Source organism: Flaviramulus sp. BrNp1-15, from assembly GCF_022259695.1.
Lineage (GTDB): Bacteria > Bacteroidota > Bacteroidia > Flavobacteriales > Flavobacteriaceae > BrNp1-15.
This window is the reverse complement of record NZ_CP092099.1, coordinates 2941892-2959412: the sequence shown is the minus strand read 5'-3', so window position 1 is coordinate 2959412 and position 17521 is coordinate 2941892. Positions and strand designations below refer to the sequence as shown.

The window sequence follows — 17521 nt, the reverse complement described above, 5'->3', positions numbered from 1 at the left end:
TAAATACAATGAAAAAATCAGTTATAGTAATCGTAATGGCTATCCTATTATTACCGTTAACAGGAATGGCACAAAGTGATGTTTTTGAAAAATATAGCGATAATGCAGATGTAACTTATGTAAACATCAAACCTAAAATGTTTCAAATGATAGCAAAAATAGGAATTGATACAGATGATGCTGAAGCTAAAGCCTATATGGATATGGTTAAAAGCATTACCAGTTTTAAAACCATAGTTACAGATAATAAAGCTATATCTGATGATATTTCAAAATGGGTTAAAAGACGTTCATCTTCCTTAGAAGAATTAATGGAAGTTAAAGATGATGGTACTAATGTGAATTTTTATGTAAAGGAAGGGAAGGATGCAGACCACGTTAAAGAGCTTTTAATATTCGTTAATGGTATTGATAAGGTAATGGAAGATAAAATTGAAATAAACGGTAAGCAACGTAAAATTGAAACTGTAGTAGTTTCGCTTACAGGAGATATCGATTTAAATGAAATTTCAAAACTTACTTCTAAAATGAATATTCCAGGAGGGCAACATTTAGAAAAGAATAAATAAACCAATCATCAATCATGCAACGAACAATCACTAATATAATTTGCACCTTATTTGCCACAGTTATTTTAATTAGCTGTGGTGATGGTGTAAGCCTTCAACGTTATTACGTAGACCACCAAGAGGCTAAGAACTTCATATCACAAGATTTTCCACTTTCTATGATAGAAATTGATAAATCTAATTTTACTCCAGAACAAGAAGAAGCTTATAGCTCTGTAAATAAATTAAATTTTTTGGGTTATAAAGCAAATGCAACAGATGCTGAAACATACCAAACAGAATTAACTAAAGTTAAAACTATTTTGAGTGATAGTAAGTATAACGACCTTATGGAATTTAGCGATAAAGGCAATAAAATACTTGTAAAATATATAGGAGATGATGATGAAGCTGATGAAGTGATTGTTTTTGGTAGTGCTAAAGAGATGGGTTTTGGTATTGTTAGAATTTTAGGTAATGATATGAACCCCGAAAAAATGATTACTTTAATTGATGCCTTTCAAAAAGCAAATGTAGAAGAGTCTCAGGTACAAGATATTATGAATTTCTTTAAGTAATTTATAATAATAATGAGTTAATTAAAAAATAATTCCTAGCTGCACTGCATCTAGGATTCCTTTTAAAAATGTCATTCTCGCTAAAGCGGGAAACAAAAAAGCTTCCAGAATTGGAAGCTTTTTTTATTTTGAGTCGTCTTGTTTTTTTGAGTCGTTTTCTGGTTTAGATGTTACATAAAACAAGTTGATTATTATTGCAAAAAAAATAAGTGTAAGTATCGTTAAAACAACAAAATTATCCAGAATATCTAGTATTCCGAAAACAAAAATACCAGCTGCCATTACACCAGTAAGTATTAAAGATTGTTTGTCGCTTAACATGAATACAATTTAAATTCCTGTATAATTACTAGGTGTAATACGTTTTAATTCCTCTTTTATTGTGTTAGATACCTCTAAAGTATCGATAAAATTAGAGATAGAATCTTGATTTATTTTTGAGTTGGTTCGTGTTAAACCTTTTAAAGCTTCGTAAGGATTTGGGTAACCTTCGCGACGCAAAATAGTTTGAATCGCTTCTGCAACTACTGCCCAGTTATTTTCTAAATCTTCAGCAAATTTGCTTTCATTCAATAACAGCTTGTTTAAACCTTTTAAAGTAGATTTAAAACCTATTAAGGTGTGTCCAAAAGGTACACCTACGTTTCGTAAAACAGTACTGTCGGTTAAATCGCGCTGTAATCTAGAAACTGGAAGTTTTGCAGATAGATGCTCAAAAATGGCATTTGCAATACCTAAATTACCTTCAGAATTTTCAAAATCTATAGGGTTTACTTTGTGTGGCATTGCAGAACTACCTACTTCTCCTTTTTTAATTTTTTGTTTAAAATAATCCATAGATACATAAGTCCAGATATCTCGATCTAAATCTATGATGATGGTATTAATGCGTTTAAGGCAATCAAACAATGCTGCCATATGGTCGTAGTGTTCAATTTGTGTAGTAGGGAAAGAATGTTGTAACCCCAATTTTTCTTGAACAAAAGTGCCTCCAAAAGCCTTCCAGTCTATATCTGGATAAGCCACATGATGCGCATTAAAATTACCTGTTGCTCCACCAAATTTGGCAGCACTTGGTATATCGTTTAATAAATTAAATTGTTCTTCTAAGCGTACCACAAAAACCTCTATTTCTTTACCAAGACGGGTAGGGGAAGCTGGTTGTCCGTGAGTTCTTGCCAACATAGAAATTGCTTCCCAGTCTTTAGATAAGCCTTTTAGTTTTTCAAGAATTGTAAAATATTCAGGTACATAAACATCATTCATAGCATCCTTAATACTTAAAGGAATAGCTGTGTTGTTAATATCTTGTGACGTTAGCCCAAAGTGAATAAATTCTTTGTATTGAGATAAACCTAAAGCATCAAACTTTTCTTTTATAAAATACTCAACGGCTTTGACATCGTGATTTGTAACACTTTCAATTTTTTTAATGGCCAAAGCATCTTTTTCAGAAAAATCTTTATAAATAGCTCTTAAATCATCAAAAATAGTATTATCAACATTTTTTAGTTGAGGTAGTGGTATTTCGCAAAGAGAAATAAAATATTCAATTTCAACTAAAACTCTATATTTTATTAAGGCTTCTTCAGAAAAATAAGGTGCTAATTCGCTAACTTTATTTCTATATCGCCCATCTATTGGAGAAATGGCATTTAATGTTGATAAAGACATATATGGTGTGGTTTTTTGAAGTTGCAAAGATAGTTTTTTTAGCTGGAAGATAGAAGTCAGTTGGTTGAAGTTTTTGTTATTTATTTTTCTTAATCTTCTTTAAAATATGTTTTGCTCTGGCTTTAAAAGCGGCGCTATGAGAAGCGTAATCTTGTTCTAAAATTTGAGATAATTCTGGGTGAATCCAATTGTGGTCTTTTCCAAATAAAAAAAGAGTGGACATAGAATAGGCTTTAACTGCCACTTTTTGGTCGCTAATCATCCAATCAAAACAAGCTTCAATAATTTTTAGTTGTTGTTGATTTGATAATAGTTTTTTTATAGTATTTGGGCTTTTAGAGTAGTAAGCTTCTGCAATAAACCCACAAACTTTCGCCACAGGTCTTACAGCAGAATCTAAATGTATTCTATTAAGGTTTTTTGTAAACTGTTCTAAATGCGGGACTATGGCATAAATATATTCGTTGCATACAAATTCTAAAACCCAAGCTGCACGACATGATACTTTATCATCTACCATAAATAAAATCTCAACCAATTTTGGAAATAAACTCATATCGTTTAAAACCATATTTGCATATTTTAATCGGTTTTCCCGTGTTGCATTTACATAACTCAAATCTTTATAGAATTCTTCTAAAGTCATAAAGTAATTTTATCTATTTTTAGATTTCTAAAATTATTTAAAATGCGACTAATAAAAAAAATATTACTGGTGTTATTATTGTTATTTGTAATAGCTCAGTTTTTCGGACCAGAAAAGAATAAAGGTGATTTAAGTTCAATCGAACCATTTTTAACAGAAACTAATCCACCAGAAGATGTAAAGCTTATTCTTAAAGAAACTTGTTACGATTGCCATAGCGATTATACAAGATACCCTTGGTACAACAATATAACACCAGTAAATTACTGGCTTGCAGCTCATGTAAAAGATGGAAAAAAACACTTTAATGTATCGAATTGGGAAGGGAATTCTGTAAAACGAAAAGACCATAAGTTTGAAGAACTTATAGAAATGGTTGAAGAAAAGGAAATGCCTTTAAAGTCTTATACATGGACACATTCTGAAGCAAAACTTACCGATGCACAAATTGAATCTGTAATAAATTGGGCAAAACAAGTACGACTTAAATATTCACTAGTACCTAAACCGGAATAAGAATCTCTATTTTTTTGAAATATAAAAATTAATGCAAAAGCATTTATTGATTATTGGTTTCGTATGGCCAGAGCCTAAAAGTTCTGCAGCTGGTAGTAGAATGATGCAATTGATTGAAACTTTTAAAAAAGCTGATTACTCCATAACGTTTTCGAGCCCATGTGCTAAAAATGAAAATGCCTTTAATCTTGAAACTATAGATGTTTCACAAATTACAATTGAATTAAACAACTCTAGTTTTGATACTTTTATAAAGGAATTAAATCCAGATGTGGTTATGTTCGACCGTTTTATGATGGAAGAACAATTTGGTTGGCGTGTTACTGAACATTGCCCAAATGCATTACGAATTTTAGACACTGAGGATTTGCACTGTTTAAGAAAAGGCAGACACCAAGCATTTAAGGATAGCAAACCATTTGACAACTCATATTTATTTAATGATACAGCAAAACGTGAAATTGCTAGTATTTATAGAAGCGATTTAAGTTTAATTATCTCGGAAGCTGAAATGGAGATTCTTTACAATGATTTTAAAGTTGATAAATCGTTATTGTTGTATTTACCTTTCATGTTAGATGAAGTTGAAGAAGACCTTATCAAAGATTATCCGGAATTTAATAAAAGACAACATTTTATAACCATTGGTAATTTTTTACATGAACCCAATTATAATTCAGTTTTATATTTAAAAGAAACCGTTTGGCCATTAATTAGAAAACAATTACCTGAAGCAGAAATACATATTTATGGATCTTATGTTTCTCAAAAAGTAAATCAATTGCAGAATAAAAAGGATGGGTTTTTAATTAAAGGATTTGCAGAAGATGTTAACCAAGTCATGCAACAATCTAAGGTGTGTTTAGCTCCACTTCGTTTTGGAGCAGGTTTAAAAGGCAAATTAATTGATGCTATGCAGAACGGAACGCCTTGCGTGATGTCTTCTGTAGCTTCTGAAGGTATGTTCGGTAACTTGAAGCCTAATGGTTTTGTTGAGAATAATGCACAAGTATTCGCTGATAAAGCAGTTCAATTATATACTAATGAAACGCTATGGACAGAAAAACAAAAACATGGTTTTGAAATTATAAATAAGCGCTTTAATGAAGCTGAGTATCAAGAAAAATTATTGCAAATCATTGAAGAGGCAACTTCACAACTACATAACTATAGATTGAACAATTTCACAGGACAAATGCTACAACATCATACTTTACAAAGTAGCAAGTATATGAGTAAATGGATAGAGGAGAAAAATGGCAAATAATTTATTTTGATTTATTATCAACAAGAGTTTATATTAGCTCAGCTATTTAATCTTAAAAACAAAAAAATGAAAAGAATTTCTTATCTATTATTAATCGCATTTTTTATATTTTCTTTCAATTTATCAGCACAAGATTCAGTTGAAGAAATGGAAACACAAACAGGTACAATATGTTTTATTCGTTCTACTGGATTTGCAGGTTCAGCAACTGCCTTTAAAACGTTTATTGATGATGAGTTTGTTTGCAAGTTGAATAACAAAAGATACTCTTTTCATGAAGTACCAGCAGGATCACATTTTTGTTCTGTTCAATTTGGCGGAAAAAAATCAAAAGAAAAAGCAGAAAAATTTGAAGTTGAGGTGCAACCAGGTAACATTACTTATGTTCAGTTAGTTTTTGAAACTGGAGTGTTGATTAATAATGTTTATTGTGAAGAAGTAACAGAGAATACTGCAAAATCTAAAATGGAAAAATTAAAAGAAGATAATAAGTGTTTATAAACTTTTGTTTAATAAACTTAAAAGTTTTTTAACTCCAATAGTAGCTTTTTCTGCGAAAACAGTTAGGTTTTTATTACTGTAAATATTTGGCTTAGGGTCAATAAAATAAGTAGGTGTATTTTGTGGCACATAGTGCATTAAACTTGCGGCAGGATATACCTGCATAGATGTGCCAATAATTATTAAAATATTAGCGGTTTCGCAAATAGAAATGGCTTTATTAATCATAGGTACATCTTCACCAAACCAGACTATATGTGGTCTCAGTTGGTGTCCTTTTTTACACACATTACCTAAAACCAAATCGGTTTTCCAATCACATATGTCTGTTTCGTCAAAAGTGCTTCTTGCCTTAAGCAATTCGCCATGTAAATGAATAACATTTTTACTGCCAGCACGTTCATGTAAGTCATCTATATTTTGTGTAATTATTGTAGTTTTATGGTTATTTTCAAGCTTAGCTAAATCAAAATGTGCTTGGTTTGGTCCAACAGTTAAAAGCTGCCTTCGACGTTGGTTATAAAAATCTAAAACTAATTCTGGATTCCTAGCAAAACCTTGTGGAGAAGCCACTTCCATAACATCATGTCCTTCCCATAAACCATCAGCATCTCTAAAGGTTTTTATACCGCTTTCAGCACTAATTCCAGCACCAGTGAGTACAACAATGTGTTTCATAACACTAATTTAGTATTTTAAATTTATATTTGAAGATATGATAGATTTAAAACTTTTAGAACACTTAGAAACTTACCTAACTGATAATAGACGAAATCGATTCGATGCTGTTTTATCGCAACGAACCAAGCATTTCACAGTTGCTACAGAGGATGTTTATCAGTTGCATAATACCAGTGCAGTTATAAGGAGTTGCGATGTTTTTGGAATTCAAGAAGTAAATATTATTGAAGAACGAAATACAAAGCGTATAGATAGAGAAATTTCTATGGGAGCACAAAAATGGGTGGATTTAAATAGATATAATACCGTGCAGGATTGTATTGATAATCTAAAACAAAAAGATTACCAAATAGTGGCTACAACGCCACATACAAATGATTGTGAATTACATAATTTTGATGTTTCTAAAAAGTCATGTTTTTTCTTTGGAAGAGAAACCGAGGGATTATCTCAAGAGGTTTTAGATATGGCTGATTGTTATTTAAAAATACCAATGGTTGGCTTTACAGAAAGTTTAAACATTTCTGTTTCTGCAGCTATTATTTTACAGCATGTTACTACTAAATTGAAACAAACGGATATTAATTGGCAATTAACCGAAAATGAAATAAATGAAAAGCGTTTTGACTGGTGTAAAAAAACAATTAAGAGTTATGATGAAATCATAGAACGTTACTATAATAAACTAAAAAAAGAGGGTTGAACCTCTTTTTTTAGTTTATCATTTATTTTAAATTTTCCTACTTCTGCCTCTACTTAATAACTTGTATTCTTCATAACACTCACTAATGGCATCAAGTATTTGTAAATCATTAGCAGACTGAATAAATCCTTTAGAATAATTACATTGGCTAACAATTTCATCTAAATCTACACGATCTACCTGAAGTAAAACGGTTAGCATTTCTCTATCAAATCGAGAGGCGAGAAGGTTTCTAATTTCATCATCTTCTTTCATCTTTTTTAACTTTCGTAGTTCATTTGGTTTTTTGCCAAACATACGATGTAAAAAATCGGCAGGATTAAAAATAGAACCAATAACTTTAGTTAAACCAGATTTTTTACTGGCTTCGTAACCAGCACTTGGTAACCCAGAAATACTATATCTGTAATTATCGTTTATTGTAGGTACTTGTTTAATATCAACTTCTAAATAGCCTGTTAGTTTTAACTGGTTTACAACCACTTCCTCTAAAGCTAAAGCTAATTCAGTTAATACAATATTAGAACTTCCAAATTTTAACCAATCGTTAGTTACTCTAACTTTTATGGATTTAAAACCCAAATATGAGAAATGAAGCGTATCGTTAACTTGAGCTGAAATTGCAAACTCACCTTTACTGTTTGTAGTTGTACCAATAACCTGATTAAGGTTAACAATGTTTACACTTTCTAGAGGTGTATCATCAGACGCATTTATTACAACACCTAATACCTTATCGGCTTCTTGAGCTATAGCAATAGCAGAAACTAATGTGAAAATTAAAAGTAGTAGGTAGTTCTTCATCAACGCTAATTTAGTCATAAAAGTACTAAACAAAAATTTAGTATTGCAATTCTGTTTTTTATTTTGACTTAAAATTAACAAATAAGTTTAATGTTATCTTCTAGAACGTCTTGGTCTTGAAGCTGCAAAATCACCAGAATTTGAGCGTCTTGGTTTAGATTTTCCTTCACTACGGCGTCTATCACTTCTGTTTCCAGAACCATCTTTTCTGTCATCTCTTCTTCCGCCACTACGTTTTCCGCCACCACGTCTGTCGTTGCGTCTTCCACCACCACGATTTTCAGACACTTCAACATTTACAAAACGTCCTTCATGCTTAAAGTCGGTAAAATGAGCTAATACTTTCTCTTTTAATTCATTTTCAGTATTAAAAAACGAGAAACTATCTTTTGTTTCTACTTTAAAAACATCATCTCTACCTAAGCCTAACTGTTCTTTTAAGAAGTCTTTTAGCTTCATCCAGTCAAAACCATCTTTACCACCAACATTTATAAAGTAACGTGTAGAATCGTTTTTCCCACCTTTATAATCACGACCACCATCTCTATCAAAAGAGCCTTCAGCAACATTTAAGTTTTTAGATTTTTGGTAATAATTATAAAAACGTGTAAACTCAACAGAGAAGAATTTTTTAATTAATTCGTCTTTATCAGTATCTTCAAATAATTCATTAATACTAGTTAAATGTTTATCAATTTCATGATTAATTTCAGTATTATGAATTTTATTTGCAAGCGACATTAATTGCACTTCACAAATTTCTGATCCATCAGGAATATCTTTTTTCTCGAATTGTTTTTTAATAATGCGCTCAATACTTTTAATTTTACGCACTTCACTTTTCGATACAATAACCATTGAAATACCTGTTTTACCAGCACGCCCTGTACGACCAGAACGGTGTGTGTACGTTTCAATTTCATCAGGTAATTGGTAATTTATAACGTGTGTAATATCATCAACATCAATACCACGAGCAGCAACATCGGTAGCTACAAGCATTTGTATTTGTTGGTTTCTAAACGATTTCATGACCAAATCACGTTGGTTCTGACTTAAATCGCCGTGTAAAGCGCCAGCGCTATAACCATCTTCAATTAAGTTTTCGGCCACTTTTTGAGTATCACGTTTTGTTCTACAGAATATAACCGAAAATATATCAGGATTAGCATCAGATAAACGTTTTAATGCTTGATAACGATCTCTCGCATTCACTAAATAGTATTCGTGAGATACATTACTTGTACTTTCATTTTTATTCCCAACAGTAATTTCTTGTGGGTTATGCATGAATTTTTTAGCAATAGTTGCCACTTCACGAGGCATTGTAGCCGAAAATAACCATGTATTTTTGTCTTCTGGTGTATGAGAAATAATATCAGTAATATCTTCTTTAAAGCCCATGTTTAGCATTTCATCAGCTTCATCTAAAACACTGTATTGTATTTTCGATATATCAACCAAACGTCTGCTAATCATATCTTTCATACGTCCCGGAGTAGCTACAATAATTTGTGCTCCTCGCTTAATTTCACGTGCTTGATCTGTAATGCTTGATCCACCGTAAACTGCAACTACATTAAGTCCTTTACAGTACTTTCCGTAAAGTTTCATTTCGTTGGTAATTTGTAAACAAAGTTCACGTGTTGGCGATAAAATTAAACCTTGAGTGGTTCTACTATCTACATCTATTTTTTGAAGCATCGGGAAACCAAATGCGGCCGTTTTTCCGGTTCCGGTTTGGGCTAATGCCACTAAATCAGATTCAGAATTTAATAAAATTGGGATTGCTTTTTCTTGTACTTCACTTGGTTTTGTAAAACCTAAATCAGTAATAGCTTGTAATAGGTCGTCATTAAGACCTAATTCTTGGAATGTGCTCATTCTTTTGTTTATGTATGCGATTTGTTATGTAGTGTTACATAAAGAAGTGAATCGACATACTTAAACCTAAACTTCTAGTAACACATCCTCACTCTGAGGAATTTAGTGAAACTCAAATTTTAAAAGCTCATAGAGCATATTAAAATTGGCTAGTTGAACTAATTCCGAATGTATTTCGGAATCTTACTACCTTGAATTTCAAGCGGCAAAGATACGCTTTTATTTGGATTGTCATTCCTGCGAAGGCAGGAATCTTATTAATTGGAATTCAAAGCTTTATTATTTGGGCGTTTTTACACGCTTTCATTACTCAATATTTTTTGCAAAAAAAGCAAAAAGGATTTCAAATAAACCATTCAATCGTTAACACAACTTTCTACCAACGCCATTACGAAGGAAGTATGACTGTGGTAATCTGTTAAATTATAGTTCTTAAATTGTTTTGTTTTTACAAAGTTAAGTTTCAACAAAGGTCAAAAATCACTTTGTTTTGCGGCTTAACGAGAGAGAAATTACTTTTTCAAATTAGCAATCCGTTCAAAAAGCGTAGAATGCTAGTAGTTTATTAAAACGTTGTTTTTTTGAGTTGCAATTATTTTATTAACTCTTTTTCTATGAGCTCAATTAATGCATCAATATCCGTTTTAAAATTAGGATAAGTTCTTTTATGAAGTTGTGTGGCTACTCCAAGATATTGAATAAGTATGTTTTCAAATTGTCTAGAATCTAATATATGTTTATTGCTACGGGTAGTGGATGAATTATTAATTTCTAAATAGGCTTTAGATAAATTAATATTATCAAAAACAGTTTTTAAGGATGCATTTACTTCTATATAATCATTAGATTTATCTAATGATTTATGCACAACATCTTCTTGAAGTCTAAGCGTTTCTAATTTCCTATTCCAAGATCTCAACAGGCTTCTTAGAGTATCATTTTTAATATCTTTTAAAGTACTAGAGGCAATAAATTCGTTGAAAGCTCCATTTTCATAGTCAATTTCAATACCTCTGGTTAGAGGTAAGAACAGAAGCCCAGAAAGACTAGTTTCGCTAATGTTTTCTCTAGATTTTCTTAAGCTTGAAAGATTTAATAAATCTTTAATGTTAACAATTATTTTTGAAAGGTCATCATGTTCTTTATCGATTATTAATAAATTATTTTCTAATTCTTCTTTCATTAAAGTCAGATGGTTTCTTTGTTTTACTTCTCTGTTCGAGACATCTTTTTTGTTGTTTAGATATAATGCAATTAAAATACCTATAACGACAAGTATTACTTCACCAATCGCATAAATAATATACTTACCAATACTACCTTTAGTTAATGAGCTTAATCTTATTTTTCTGAAAATTTTCATTCTTATTTTAATTTAAAAAAAACACAAAATCTATGCTTTTGTGAAGATAAACAAATTGCTAACGTTTTAAATTATTAATACGTTCCAAAAGCGTAGGATGCGAATAATGCATAAACACATAAGCAGCATGCGGTGTTAAATTACTCAAACTGTTTTTAGATAGTTTTTTTAACGATGTAATTAGTGGTTCTGCTTTGTAGGTGTTTTTAGCGTAATTATCGGCTTGATATTCAAATTTTCTGGAAAACAAATTCATTATTAAACCTGTAATTTCAGAGATTGGTGAGTAGAGTAACCCAAAAGCAATTAATCCAATATGAAAACTCGGTATGTCTACACCTAAAGCATTTGATAATATGGGATTTGAAATAAATAACGATAAAATGTAAAGCGTTACACCAGTTAATAAAATGGAAGCAAATAAGTTAAATATGATGTGTTTCTTTTTGTAATGACCAACTTCGTGAGCTAAAACCGCAACAATTTCATCTTCGTCTAAATCATTAATTAACGTATCATAAAGTGTAACACGTTTTTCACTTCCAAAACCAGAAAAATAGGCGTTAGCTTTTGTGCTTCGTTTAGAGCCATCAATCACAAAAATTTTATCTAATTTAAAACCAACTGTTTTTGCGTATGCCGATATGTTGTCTCTTAAACTACCAGCTTCTAAAGGTGTTTGTTTATTAAACAAAGGCACAATAAGCTTTGAGTAAAACATATTCATAAATAGAGTGAAAACTGCTACTAAACCCCAAGCATATAACCAAAAATACTTCCCAGTAACTTGGTAAAACCAAATGATTAAAGCTAAAATACCACCACCAATAATAGCCATCATGAGCCAGCCTTTTATTTTATCTAGAAAGAATGTTTTAATGGTTGTTTTATTAAACCCAAATTTTTCTTCAATTACAAATGTACTGTAATAGGAAAAAGGTGTTGTTAATATATCGCTACCAATCATAATAATTCCAAAGAAAATTAAAGCTATTATAATTGAATTGTCGCTATAGCCTCTCGCCATATTGTCAACAAATTCAAAACCATCAAAGATTAAAAATCCTAAAGTTAAAATAATTGAAAATGTTGAGGTTAGTATCCCAAACTTGTATTTTGTTGCTTTGTAATTTTGCGATTTTTTATATTCGGTTTCATCATAAACATCTTGTAAATCTTTGGGAAGCTTATCATTAAAATGTTTAGCATTTAAAGCATCCAAAATCTTGTCAACAATAAAATTGATAATAATTATGGCTATGATGATAAAAAAAAGTGTGTTTGCAGTCATTTATTTAAAGTTCCGTTGTCTTTTGGCTTCAAAAATAAGAATTCCAGCCGCAACAGAAACATTCATAGAATCTATTTCTCCTTGCATAGGAATTATAATATTTTGTGATGAATTTTCTAACCATTCATCACTTAATCCTGTAGCTTCTGTTCCAACAATAATTGCTGTTGGTTTGTTATAATCTTGAGTGTGATACTCCCCCGATGCTTGTAAAGCAGCGCAATAAATATTTATGTTATTCGATTTTAAAAACTTTATAATTTCTGAGGTGCTTCCTGTTGCAATATTGTTAGTAAACACACAGCCCACACTAGAACGAATAATGTTAGGATTGTACAAATCGGTTTTTGGGTTTGCAATTATAACAGCATCAACATTTGCAGCATCTGCAGTTCGTAAAATAGCACCAATGTTTCCTGGTTTTTCTGGAGCTTCAGCAACCAAAATTAATGGGTTTTTGGTATTGAATGCTAAATTAGAAATATCATGATTTTTACTCTTTGCAAGGGCAAGAATACCCTCAGTAGTTTCTCTATAAGCCAATTTTTCGTAAACTTCTTTAGAGATTTCGATGGTGTTTAGTTGTTGAGTTGTTAATTCGTTTAATCGTTTAATAGAACATAAATCTGGGTAGAACAGAATGGTTTCTAACTCAAAACCACCTTTAATAGCTAAAGAAACTTCTCTAATGCCTTCAATTAAAAATAAACCGCTTTTTTTTCGCTCTCGCGATTTATCTTTTAACTGAACCAGTTGTCGAATAAATGGATTTTGTATGCTGGATATTAATTTTGTAATCAATTATTTACTAATTTAGTTATGCAAATTTAAGCTATTATGAAACAAGATTTACTTTTCTTTTTATTTGGGTTTTTGTCTATTTCGGTTTTTTCTCAAGTTGCTTATCAACCTTATGATTATTATGAATGCGACAATGATAATGATGGATATGTAGAATTTAATTTATCAATTCTTGATAGCCAAGTATTAGGTAGTCAGGATACCAACCAATATTATGTAACATACCATATATCAATTTTTGAAGTTGAAAATAATTTAGTTCTTGGAGGTTCTTATGCTACTTATACGAATAATTTGCCTGTTACAATTTATGCTAAAGTAACAGATAGAAATACAGGTAATTATGATTATACGTCATTTAATATAGATTTGCATTACAGTAATTTTTTTCCAGGTATTGGGCTTGATGTAATAACATGTGATGACAGCCAAAGTGATGGTATAACTGCATTTTATGGTTCTTTTTGCTGTGGATATAACCCTAAGACCATTCATAGAACGCGGCAAGATGCTGAACAAGGAATTAACCCATTGACTCTTCCTTTTTATAACATAACTCCATATTATGATAGAGTTTATGGTAGAGAGGAAAATTCTAATGGTTGTTATAAAGTTTTAGATTTGTACTTAGAAATAAGATCGAATCCAACAATCCAGACTCCAACATCTCTCGTATTGTGTGATGATGATATTGATGGATTTGTTGAATTTGATTTAACTGAAAAGAATGATGAGATTTTGAATGGATTAAACTATGCTACAATTACATACCATTCTAGCGTTAGTGATGCAGCCTCATATAATTATAACAACCAGAAAATATCTGAGCTATACACTAATACTACTCCCTATCTACAAACTATATATGCTAGAGCTACATTTAACTCTAATGGATGTTATACTATTACCAGCTTAGATTTAGTTATACAAGATTGTAGAGATTTAGATAGTGATAATGTTATAAATAGCGATGAAGATATTAATGGAAACGGAAATTTAGAAGATGATGATACCGATAAAGATGGCATACCTGATTATATGGACGACGACGATGACGGTGATAATATAAATACAGCCGATGAGTTGATAGATCAAAGTACTATAACTGGTAAGAGTTATATAAATTCAAAAATAACAAGAGTCTTTATTGATACAGACTCAGATACTATTGAAAACTATTTAGATGATGATGATGATGGTGACGGCATTTTAACAAAAAACGAAGATTATAATAACAATGGAACCCCTTTAGATGATGATACAAATAATAACAATGTTCCAGATTATTTAGAGAGTAGTGTAGCTCTTAGTTTAATTGAATTAAATATTTTTGAGTTTACTATGTACCCAAATCCTACAACAGAATTTGTAGAGTTAACATTCAATAAAAATTTAAATAACAGTATAAATATTTCTATCTACAATATCCAGGGTAAAGAAATAATAAGCGAAATAAAGAGTTTAAATAACGGTAAAACTCAATTAATAACAAGTCAACTATCAAAAGGAATATATTTTATTAAAGTTAATGATGGAATTTCGGAATCAACAAAAAAACTTCTGATAAACTAGAACGTTTTATTTTCGAAATAGTTAGTCAGTAATGCTACCACATAACTATAACTCTCCATGCCCTTACTCTGTTTATTGGCTTTTAAGAAGTTGCTATAAAATATTTTAAAGTAAGGTTCTGCTGGGTTTTGATGGGCTTCCCAAAACAACCTTACCTCTTCATAGTTTTTTAAAATACCAATGTTAACATCGGCAACCATATCTTCAAATAAGCATTCATCACGGTTATAAATTTCATTTAAACAAAAACGGAGAGCGAAAGCATAACCAGCATAGTTGAAATAAATATTATCATGATTTATAGCCGCTAAACACCCAATAAAATTGGCTTCATTTTCGGCAGCATAACCTAATTGGTGTGCAATTTCGTGAGAGGTAGTAGTTGGGAATTTATATGAAGGAATCAATGCATCAACTTGGGCTTCATTTGTTAACGGATTTAAATAACCACTAAAACCCATGTAGGTTAATGGATAACTAAATAAGGATTTTTTTATGCTTTTAGGTTTATATTCTAAATGCGGAAATATTTGCTTTAAATTTTCATAACCTTCAGGAGCAAGTTTTAAAATATCACTTTTAGTAAAAGGCATTTCAACTTTTAAAGTGTCGTTTTTTGCAACTTCTAAATGAGTTTGGTTAGTCTTTTCAATAAGCTTTTCAGCAACTAAAACTAATTGTTCAGTTGTATAGTCTGCATTCAAATTCAAGTTTTTATGTAAAGGTAAACGGTAGTAATTCAAACCCCAAAACACATGAAAAGCAAAGTAAATTAGAGCAAAAGCAGAAGCCACATCAATAAACCAGTTTTTGGTGTCTTGTCGGAGGCGTTTACGGTTTTTAAAAATCCATCTAATCATATAAATTATGGCAAATGTGTAAACAATATCGCCAAACGAAAATGGTATCCAACCCAAAGTATATCTAAAATTTTTTGATATAAACTGGTAAAAACCATTGCTGTAAAATTGCTCTACAAATTCAGGAAAATTTGATAGTAGTTTTATTAAAAAAAATTGCGGAATTATAGATAGCGCAAGTATGGTTTTTTTGTTTTTCAGCATATTCAAAAATAAGGAAATGTTTATAATTCCTATTCAGAATAACTACCTTTGTAAAACATTACTTTTAAAATTATGAATTCAGAAATAAGACAGTTAAAACCACAAACACTGTGGAATAATTTTGCAGATTTAAACGCAGTACCAAGACCATCAAAAAAAGAAGAGCGAGTTATTGCTTTCATGAAAGATTTTGGTAAAAAACTTGGGTTAGAAACTATAGAAGACGAAGTTGGAAACGTTATAATAAAGAAACCAGCAACTGCGGGAATGGAAAACAGAACTACTGTGGTTATGCAGTCGCATTTAGATATGGTTCACCAAAAAAATGGTGATACCGTTTTTGATTTTGATACCCAAGGTATTGAGATGTATATAGAAGGCGATTGGGTAAAAGCAAAAGGAACCACTTTAGGTGCCGATAATGGTTTAGGGGTGGCTACTATTATGGCTATTTTAGAAAGTATAGATATTCCGCATCCTGCTATTGAAGCGTTGTTTACTATAGATGAAGAAACAGGAATGACAGGCGCCATGGGATTGAAAGGCGGTTTGCTGTCGGGTGGTATTTTATTGAATTTAGACACGGAAGAAGATGACGAAATAGGAGTAGGGTGTGCTGGTGGAATTGATGTTACAGCAACCAGAACCTATAATGAAGAAGAAACACCAGAATTTAAAATTGGTTTTAAGATTTCAGTTAAAGGTTTACAAGGCGGACATTCTGGAATGCAAATACATGAAGGTTTAGGAAATGCTAATAAAATAATGAACCGATTGTTGTTTGATGGTTTTGAGAATTTTGGTTTGCGAATTTCTGAAATTGATGGAGGTAGTTTGCGAAATGCTATTCCAAGAGAAAGTAATGCCATTGTAGCTATTGATGCTATTCATGAAGAGGCTTTTTTATATGAAATGAAGTTACAAGCTGAAGTCATTGGAAAAGAGCTTAAAACCATGGAACCCGATTTAGAAATTAGTGTTTCTAAAGTAGAAACGCCAAAAAACATTATGGATTTAGGTGTTCAAGAAGGATTAACTAGAGCAATTTATGCGGCTTTAAACGGTGTTTATCGTATGAGTGCAGATATACCAGAATTGGTAGAAACCTCAAATAATATAGCACGAGTTATTGTAAAAGATGGCAATATTAAAATTGGATGTTTAACACGTTCCTCTGTAGAAAGTTCTAAAATGGATTTAGCCAATATGCTTCGGGCTACTTTTGAGCTTACCGGTTGCGAAGTTGAATTTAGTGGTGATTATCCTGGGTGGACACCAAATATGGATTCATCTATTTTAAAAGTAATGACTAAACTTTATGAGGATTTAAATGGTGAGAAACCTCATGTAGCAGCATGTCATGCAGGTTTAGAATGTGGTATTTTGGGGCAAAATTACCCAGAAATGGATATGATTAGTTTTGGACCAAACATTAAAGGAGCACATTCACCAGACGAACGCGCTCAAATATCGTCGGTTCAAAAATATTGGAAGTTTGTTTTAGAGATTTTGAAGCATATTCCCGAGAAGAGTTAGTATTCTTTTGTCATGTCGACGATAGGAGACATCACATATTAATTAGTTGTAAAATTATTTAACTTGATGTGATTTCTCAATCGTTCCTCATT

18 protein-coding genes are annotated in these 17521 nt (G+C 31.2%); 8 read left to right on the top strand and 10 right to left on the bottom strand.

What is annotated here, in order from left to right; genetic code table 11:
- The first annotated feature begins 8 nt into the window (after positions 1 to 8).
- Both MBM09_RS13150 and MBM09_RS13145 read left to right on the top strand, forming a co-directional pair.
- Positions 9 to 569 carry a DUF4252 domain-containing protein gene (locus tag MBM09_RS13150; RefSeq protein WP_238674179.1) on the top strand — a complete coding sequence of 187 codons (561 nt, stop codon included), beginning with the start codon at positions 9 to 11 and terminating at the stop codon, positions 567 to 569.
- A 14-nt stretch (positions 570 to 583) separates the two neighbouring features.
- Positions 584 to 1126 carry a DUF4252 domain-containing protein gene (locus MBM09_RS13145; protein ID WP_238674178.1) on the top strand — a complete coding sequence of 181 codons (543 nt, stop codon included), beginning with the start codon at positions 584 to 586 and terminating at the stop codon, positions 1124 to 1126.
- Positions 1127 to 1249: 123 nt separating this feature from the next.
- Here the strand turns inward: MBM09_RS13145 and MBM09_RS13140 are convergent, their stop codons facing one another.
- The 3 genes from MBM09_RS13140 to MBM09_RS13130 all read right to left on the bottom strand — a co-directional run bounded on the left by MBM09_RS13140 (position 1250) and on the right by MBM09_RS13130 (position 3446).
- Complete coding sequence (locus MBM09_RS13140) at positions 1250 to 1447, bottom strand: hypothetical protein (protein ID WP_238674177.1); 198 nt, start codon at positions 1445 to 1447, stop codon at positions 1250 to 1252.
- A 9-nt stretch (positions 1448 to 1456) separates the two neighbouring features.
- Entirely contained in the window at positions 1457 to 2800 is a 1344-nt protein-coding gene (purB, locus tag MBM09_RS13135; protein ID WP_238676344.1) for an adenylosuccinate lyase, read from the bottom strand.
- 76 nt (positions 2801 to 2876) lie between these two features.
- Positions 2877 to 3446 carry an adenylosuccinate lyase gene (locus tag MBM09_RS13130; protein ID WP_238674176.1) on the bottom strand — a complete coding sequence of 190 codons (570 nt, stop codon included), beginning with the start codon at positions 3444 to 3446 and terminating at the stop codon, positions 2877 to 2879.
- 42 nt (positions 3447 to 3488) lie between these two features.
- On the opposite strand from MBM09_RS13130, the gene MBM09_RS13125 reads away from it, so the two are divergent.
- From MBM09_RS13125 to MBM09_RS13115, 3 genes are all read left to right on the top strand, one after another.
- On the top strand, positions 3489 to 3962 hold the full coding sequence (locus MBM09_RS13125) for a heme-binding domain-containing protein (RefSeq protein WP_238674175.1): 474 nt from the start codon (positions 3489 to 3491) through the stop codon (positions 3960 to 3962).
- 31 nt (positions 3963 to 3993) lie between these two features.
- A complete protein-coding gene (locus MBM09_RS13120) occupies positions 3994 to 5229 on the top strand; it encodes a glycosyltransferase family 4 protein (protein WP_238674174.1) in 1236 nt (411 codons plus the stop codon).
- Positions 5230 to 5295: 66 nt separating this feature from the next.
- The gene (locus MBM09_RS13115) at positions 5296 to 5730 is read left to right on the top strand and encodes a DUF2846 domain-containing protein (protein ID WP_238674173.1); all 435 of its coding nucleotides are present in this window, start codon (positions 5296 to 5298) and stop codon (positions 5728 to 5730) included.
- Here the strand turns inward: MBM09_RS13115 and MBM09_RS13110 are convergent.
- Positions 5725 to 6408 carry an NAD-dependent deacylase gene (locus MBM09_RS13110; protein ID WP_238674172.1) on the bottom strand — a complete coding sequence of 228 codons (684 nt, stop codon included), beginning with the start codon at positions 6406 to 6408 and terminating at the stop codon, positions 5725 to 5727. The two genes, MBM09_RS13115 and MBM09_RS13110, sit on opposite strands and share 6 nt — an antisense overlap.
- Positions 6409 to 6445: 37 nt before the next feature.
- Between MBM09_RS13110 and MBM09_RS13105 the strand changes: the two genes are divergently transcribed.
- Positions 6446 to 7114, top strand: coding sequence for an RNA methyltransferase (locus MBM09_RS13105; RefSeq protein WP_238674171.1), 669 nt, complete (start codon positions 6446 to 6448; stop codon positions 7112 to 7114).
- Between the two features lie 27 nt (positions 7115 to 7141).
- Here MBM09_RS13105 and MBM09_RS13100 read toward each other — a convergent pair whose 3' ends face one another.
- From MBM09_RS13100 to MBM09_RS13080, 5 genes are all read right to left on the bottom strand, one after another.
- Positions 7142 to 7918, bottom strand: coding sequence for a carboxypeptidase-like regulatory domain-containing protein (locus tag MBM09_RS13100; protein ID WP_238674170.1), 777 nt, complete (start codon positions 7916 to 7918; stop codon positions 7142 to 7144).
- 93 nt (positions 7919 to 8011) lie between these two features.
- Positions 8012 to 9802, bottom strand: a complete 1791-nt coding sequence (locus MBM09_RS13095) for a DEAD/DEAH box helicase (protein ID WP_238674169.1) — start codon at positions 9800 to 9802, stop codon at positions 8012 to 8014.
- 592 nt (positions 9803 to 10394) lie between these two features.
- The gene (locus MBM09_RS13090) at positions 10395 to 11165 is read right to left on the bottom strand and encodes a hypothetical protein (RefSeq protein ID WP_238674168.1); all 771 of its coding nucleotides are present in this window, start codon (positions 11163 to 11165) and stop codon (positions 10395 to 10397) included.
- Positions 11166 to 11223: 58 nt separating this feature from the next.
- Positions 11224 to 12456, bottom strand: coding sequence for a M48 family metallopeptidase (locus MBM09_RS13085; RefSeq protein WP_238674167.1), 1233 nt, complete (start codon positions 12454 to 12456; stop codon positions 11224 to 11226).
- Positions 12457 to 13254 carry an RNA methyltransferase gene (locus MBM09_RS13080; RefSeq protein ID WP_238676343.1) on the bottom strand — a complete coding sequence of 266 codons (798 nt, stop codon included), beginning with the start codon at positions 13252 to 13254 and terminating at the stop codon, positions 12457 to 12459.
- 39 nt (positions 13255 to 13293) lie between these two features.
- Here MBM09_RS13080 and MBM09_RS13075 point away from each other — a divergent pair, with 39 nt between their 5' ends.
- On the top strand, positions 13294 to 14829 hold the full coding sequence (locus MBM09_RS13075; RefSeq protein WP_238674166.1) for a T9SS type A sorting domain-containing protein: 1536 nt from the start codon (positions 13294 to 13296) through the stop codon (positions 14827 to 14829).
- Here MBM09_RS13075 and MBM09_RS13070 read toward each other — a convergent pair.
- On the bottom strand, positions 14826 to 15893 hold the full coding sequence (locus MBM09_RS13070; protein ID WP_238674165.1) for a DUF3810 domain-containing protein: 1068 nt from the start codon (positions 15891 to 15893) through the stop codon (positions 14826 to 14828). The genes MBM09_RS13075 and MBM09_RS13070 overlap by 4 nt on opposite strands.
- 72 nt (positions 15894 to 15965) lie before the next feature.
- On the opposite strand from MBM09_RS13070, the gene MBM09_RS13065 reads away from it, so the two are divergent.
- Complete coding sequence (locus MBM09_RS13065) at positions 15966 to 17429, top strand: aminoacyl-histidine dipeptidase (protein ID WP_238674164.1); 1464 nt, start codon at positions 15966 to 15968, stop codon at positions 17427 to 17429.
- Positions 17430 to 17521: the final 92 nt, after the last annotated feature.

What these genes read in the sequence shown, in the direction of transcription:
- MBM09_RS13095 (WP_238674169.1), bottom strand. Translation starts at nt 9,802, where the DNA reads ATGAGCACATTCCAAGAATTAGGTCTTAATGACGACCTATTACAAGCT.
- MBM09_RS13110 (WP_238674172.1), bottom strand. Translation starts at nt 6,408, where the DNA reads ATGAAACACATTGTTGTACTCACTGGTGCTGGAATTAGTGCTGAAAGC.
- MBM09_RS13115 (WP_238674173.1), top strand. Translation starts at nt 5,296, where the DNA reads ATGAAAAGAATTTCTTATCTATTATTAATCGCATTTTTTATATTTTCT.
- MBM09_RS13065 (WP_238674164.1), top strand. Translation starts at nt 15,966, where the DNA reads ATGAATTCAGAAATAAGACAGTTAAAACCACAAACACTGTGGAATAAT.
- MBM09_RS13090 (WP_238674168.1), bottom strand. Translation starts at nt 11,165, where the DNA reads ATGAAAATTTTCAGAAAAATAAGATTAAGCTCATTAACTAAAGGTAGT.
- MBM09_RS13070 (WP_238674165.1), bottom strand. Translation starts at nt 15,893, where the DNA reads ATGCTGAAAAACAAAAAAACCATACTTGCGCTATCTATAATTCCGCAA.
- MBM09_RS13150 (WP_238674179.1), top strand. Translation starts at nt 9, where the DNA reads ATGAAAAAATCAGTTATAGTAATCGTAATGGCTATCCTATTATTACCG.
- MBM09_RS13140 (WP_238674177.1), bottom strand. Translation starts at nt 1,447, where the DNA reads ATGTTAAGCGACAAACAATCTTTAATACTTACTGGTGTAATGGCAGCT.
- MBM09_RS13085 (WP_238674167.1), bottom strand. Translation starts at nt 12,456, where the DNA reads ATGACTGCAAACACACTTTTTTTTATCATCATAGCCATAATTATTATC.
- MBM09_RS13120 (WP_238674174.1), top strand. Translation starts at nt 3,994, where the DNA reads ATGCAAAAGCATTTATTGATTATTGGTTTCGTATGGCCAGAGCCTAAA.
- purB (WP_238676344.1), bottom strand. Translation starts at nt 2,800, where the DNA reads ATGTCTTTATCAACATTAAATGCCATTTCTCCAATAGATGGGCGATAT.
- MBM09_RS13100 (WP_238674170.1), bottom strand. Translation starts at nt 7,918, where the DNA reads ATGAAGAACTACCTACTACTTTTAATTTTCACATTAGTTTCTGCTATT.
- MBM09_RS13125 (WP_238674175.1), top strand. Translation starts at nt 3,489, where the DNA reads ATGCGACTAATAAAAAAAATATTACTGGTGTTATTATTGTTATTTGTA.
- MBM09_RS13130 (WP_238674176.1), bottom strand. Translation starts at nt 3,446, where the DNA reads ATGACTTTAGAAGAATTCTATAAAGATTTGAGTTATGTAAATGCAACA.
- MBM09_RS13075 (WP_238674166.1), top strand. Translation starts at nt 13,294, where the DNA reads ATGAAACAAGATTTACTTTTCTTTTTATTTGGGTTTTTGTCTATTTCG.
- MBM09_RS13105 (WP_238674171.1), top strand. Translation starts at nt 6,446, where the DNA reads ATGATAGATTTAAAACTTTTAGAACACTTAGAAACTTACCTAACTGAT.
- MBM09_RS13145 (WP_238674178.1), top strand. Translation starts at nt 584, where the DNA reads ATGCAACGAACAATCACTAATATAATTTGCACCTTATTTGCCACAGTT.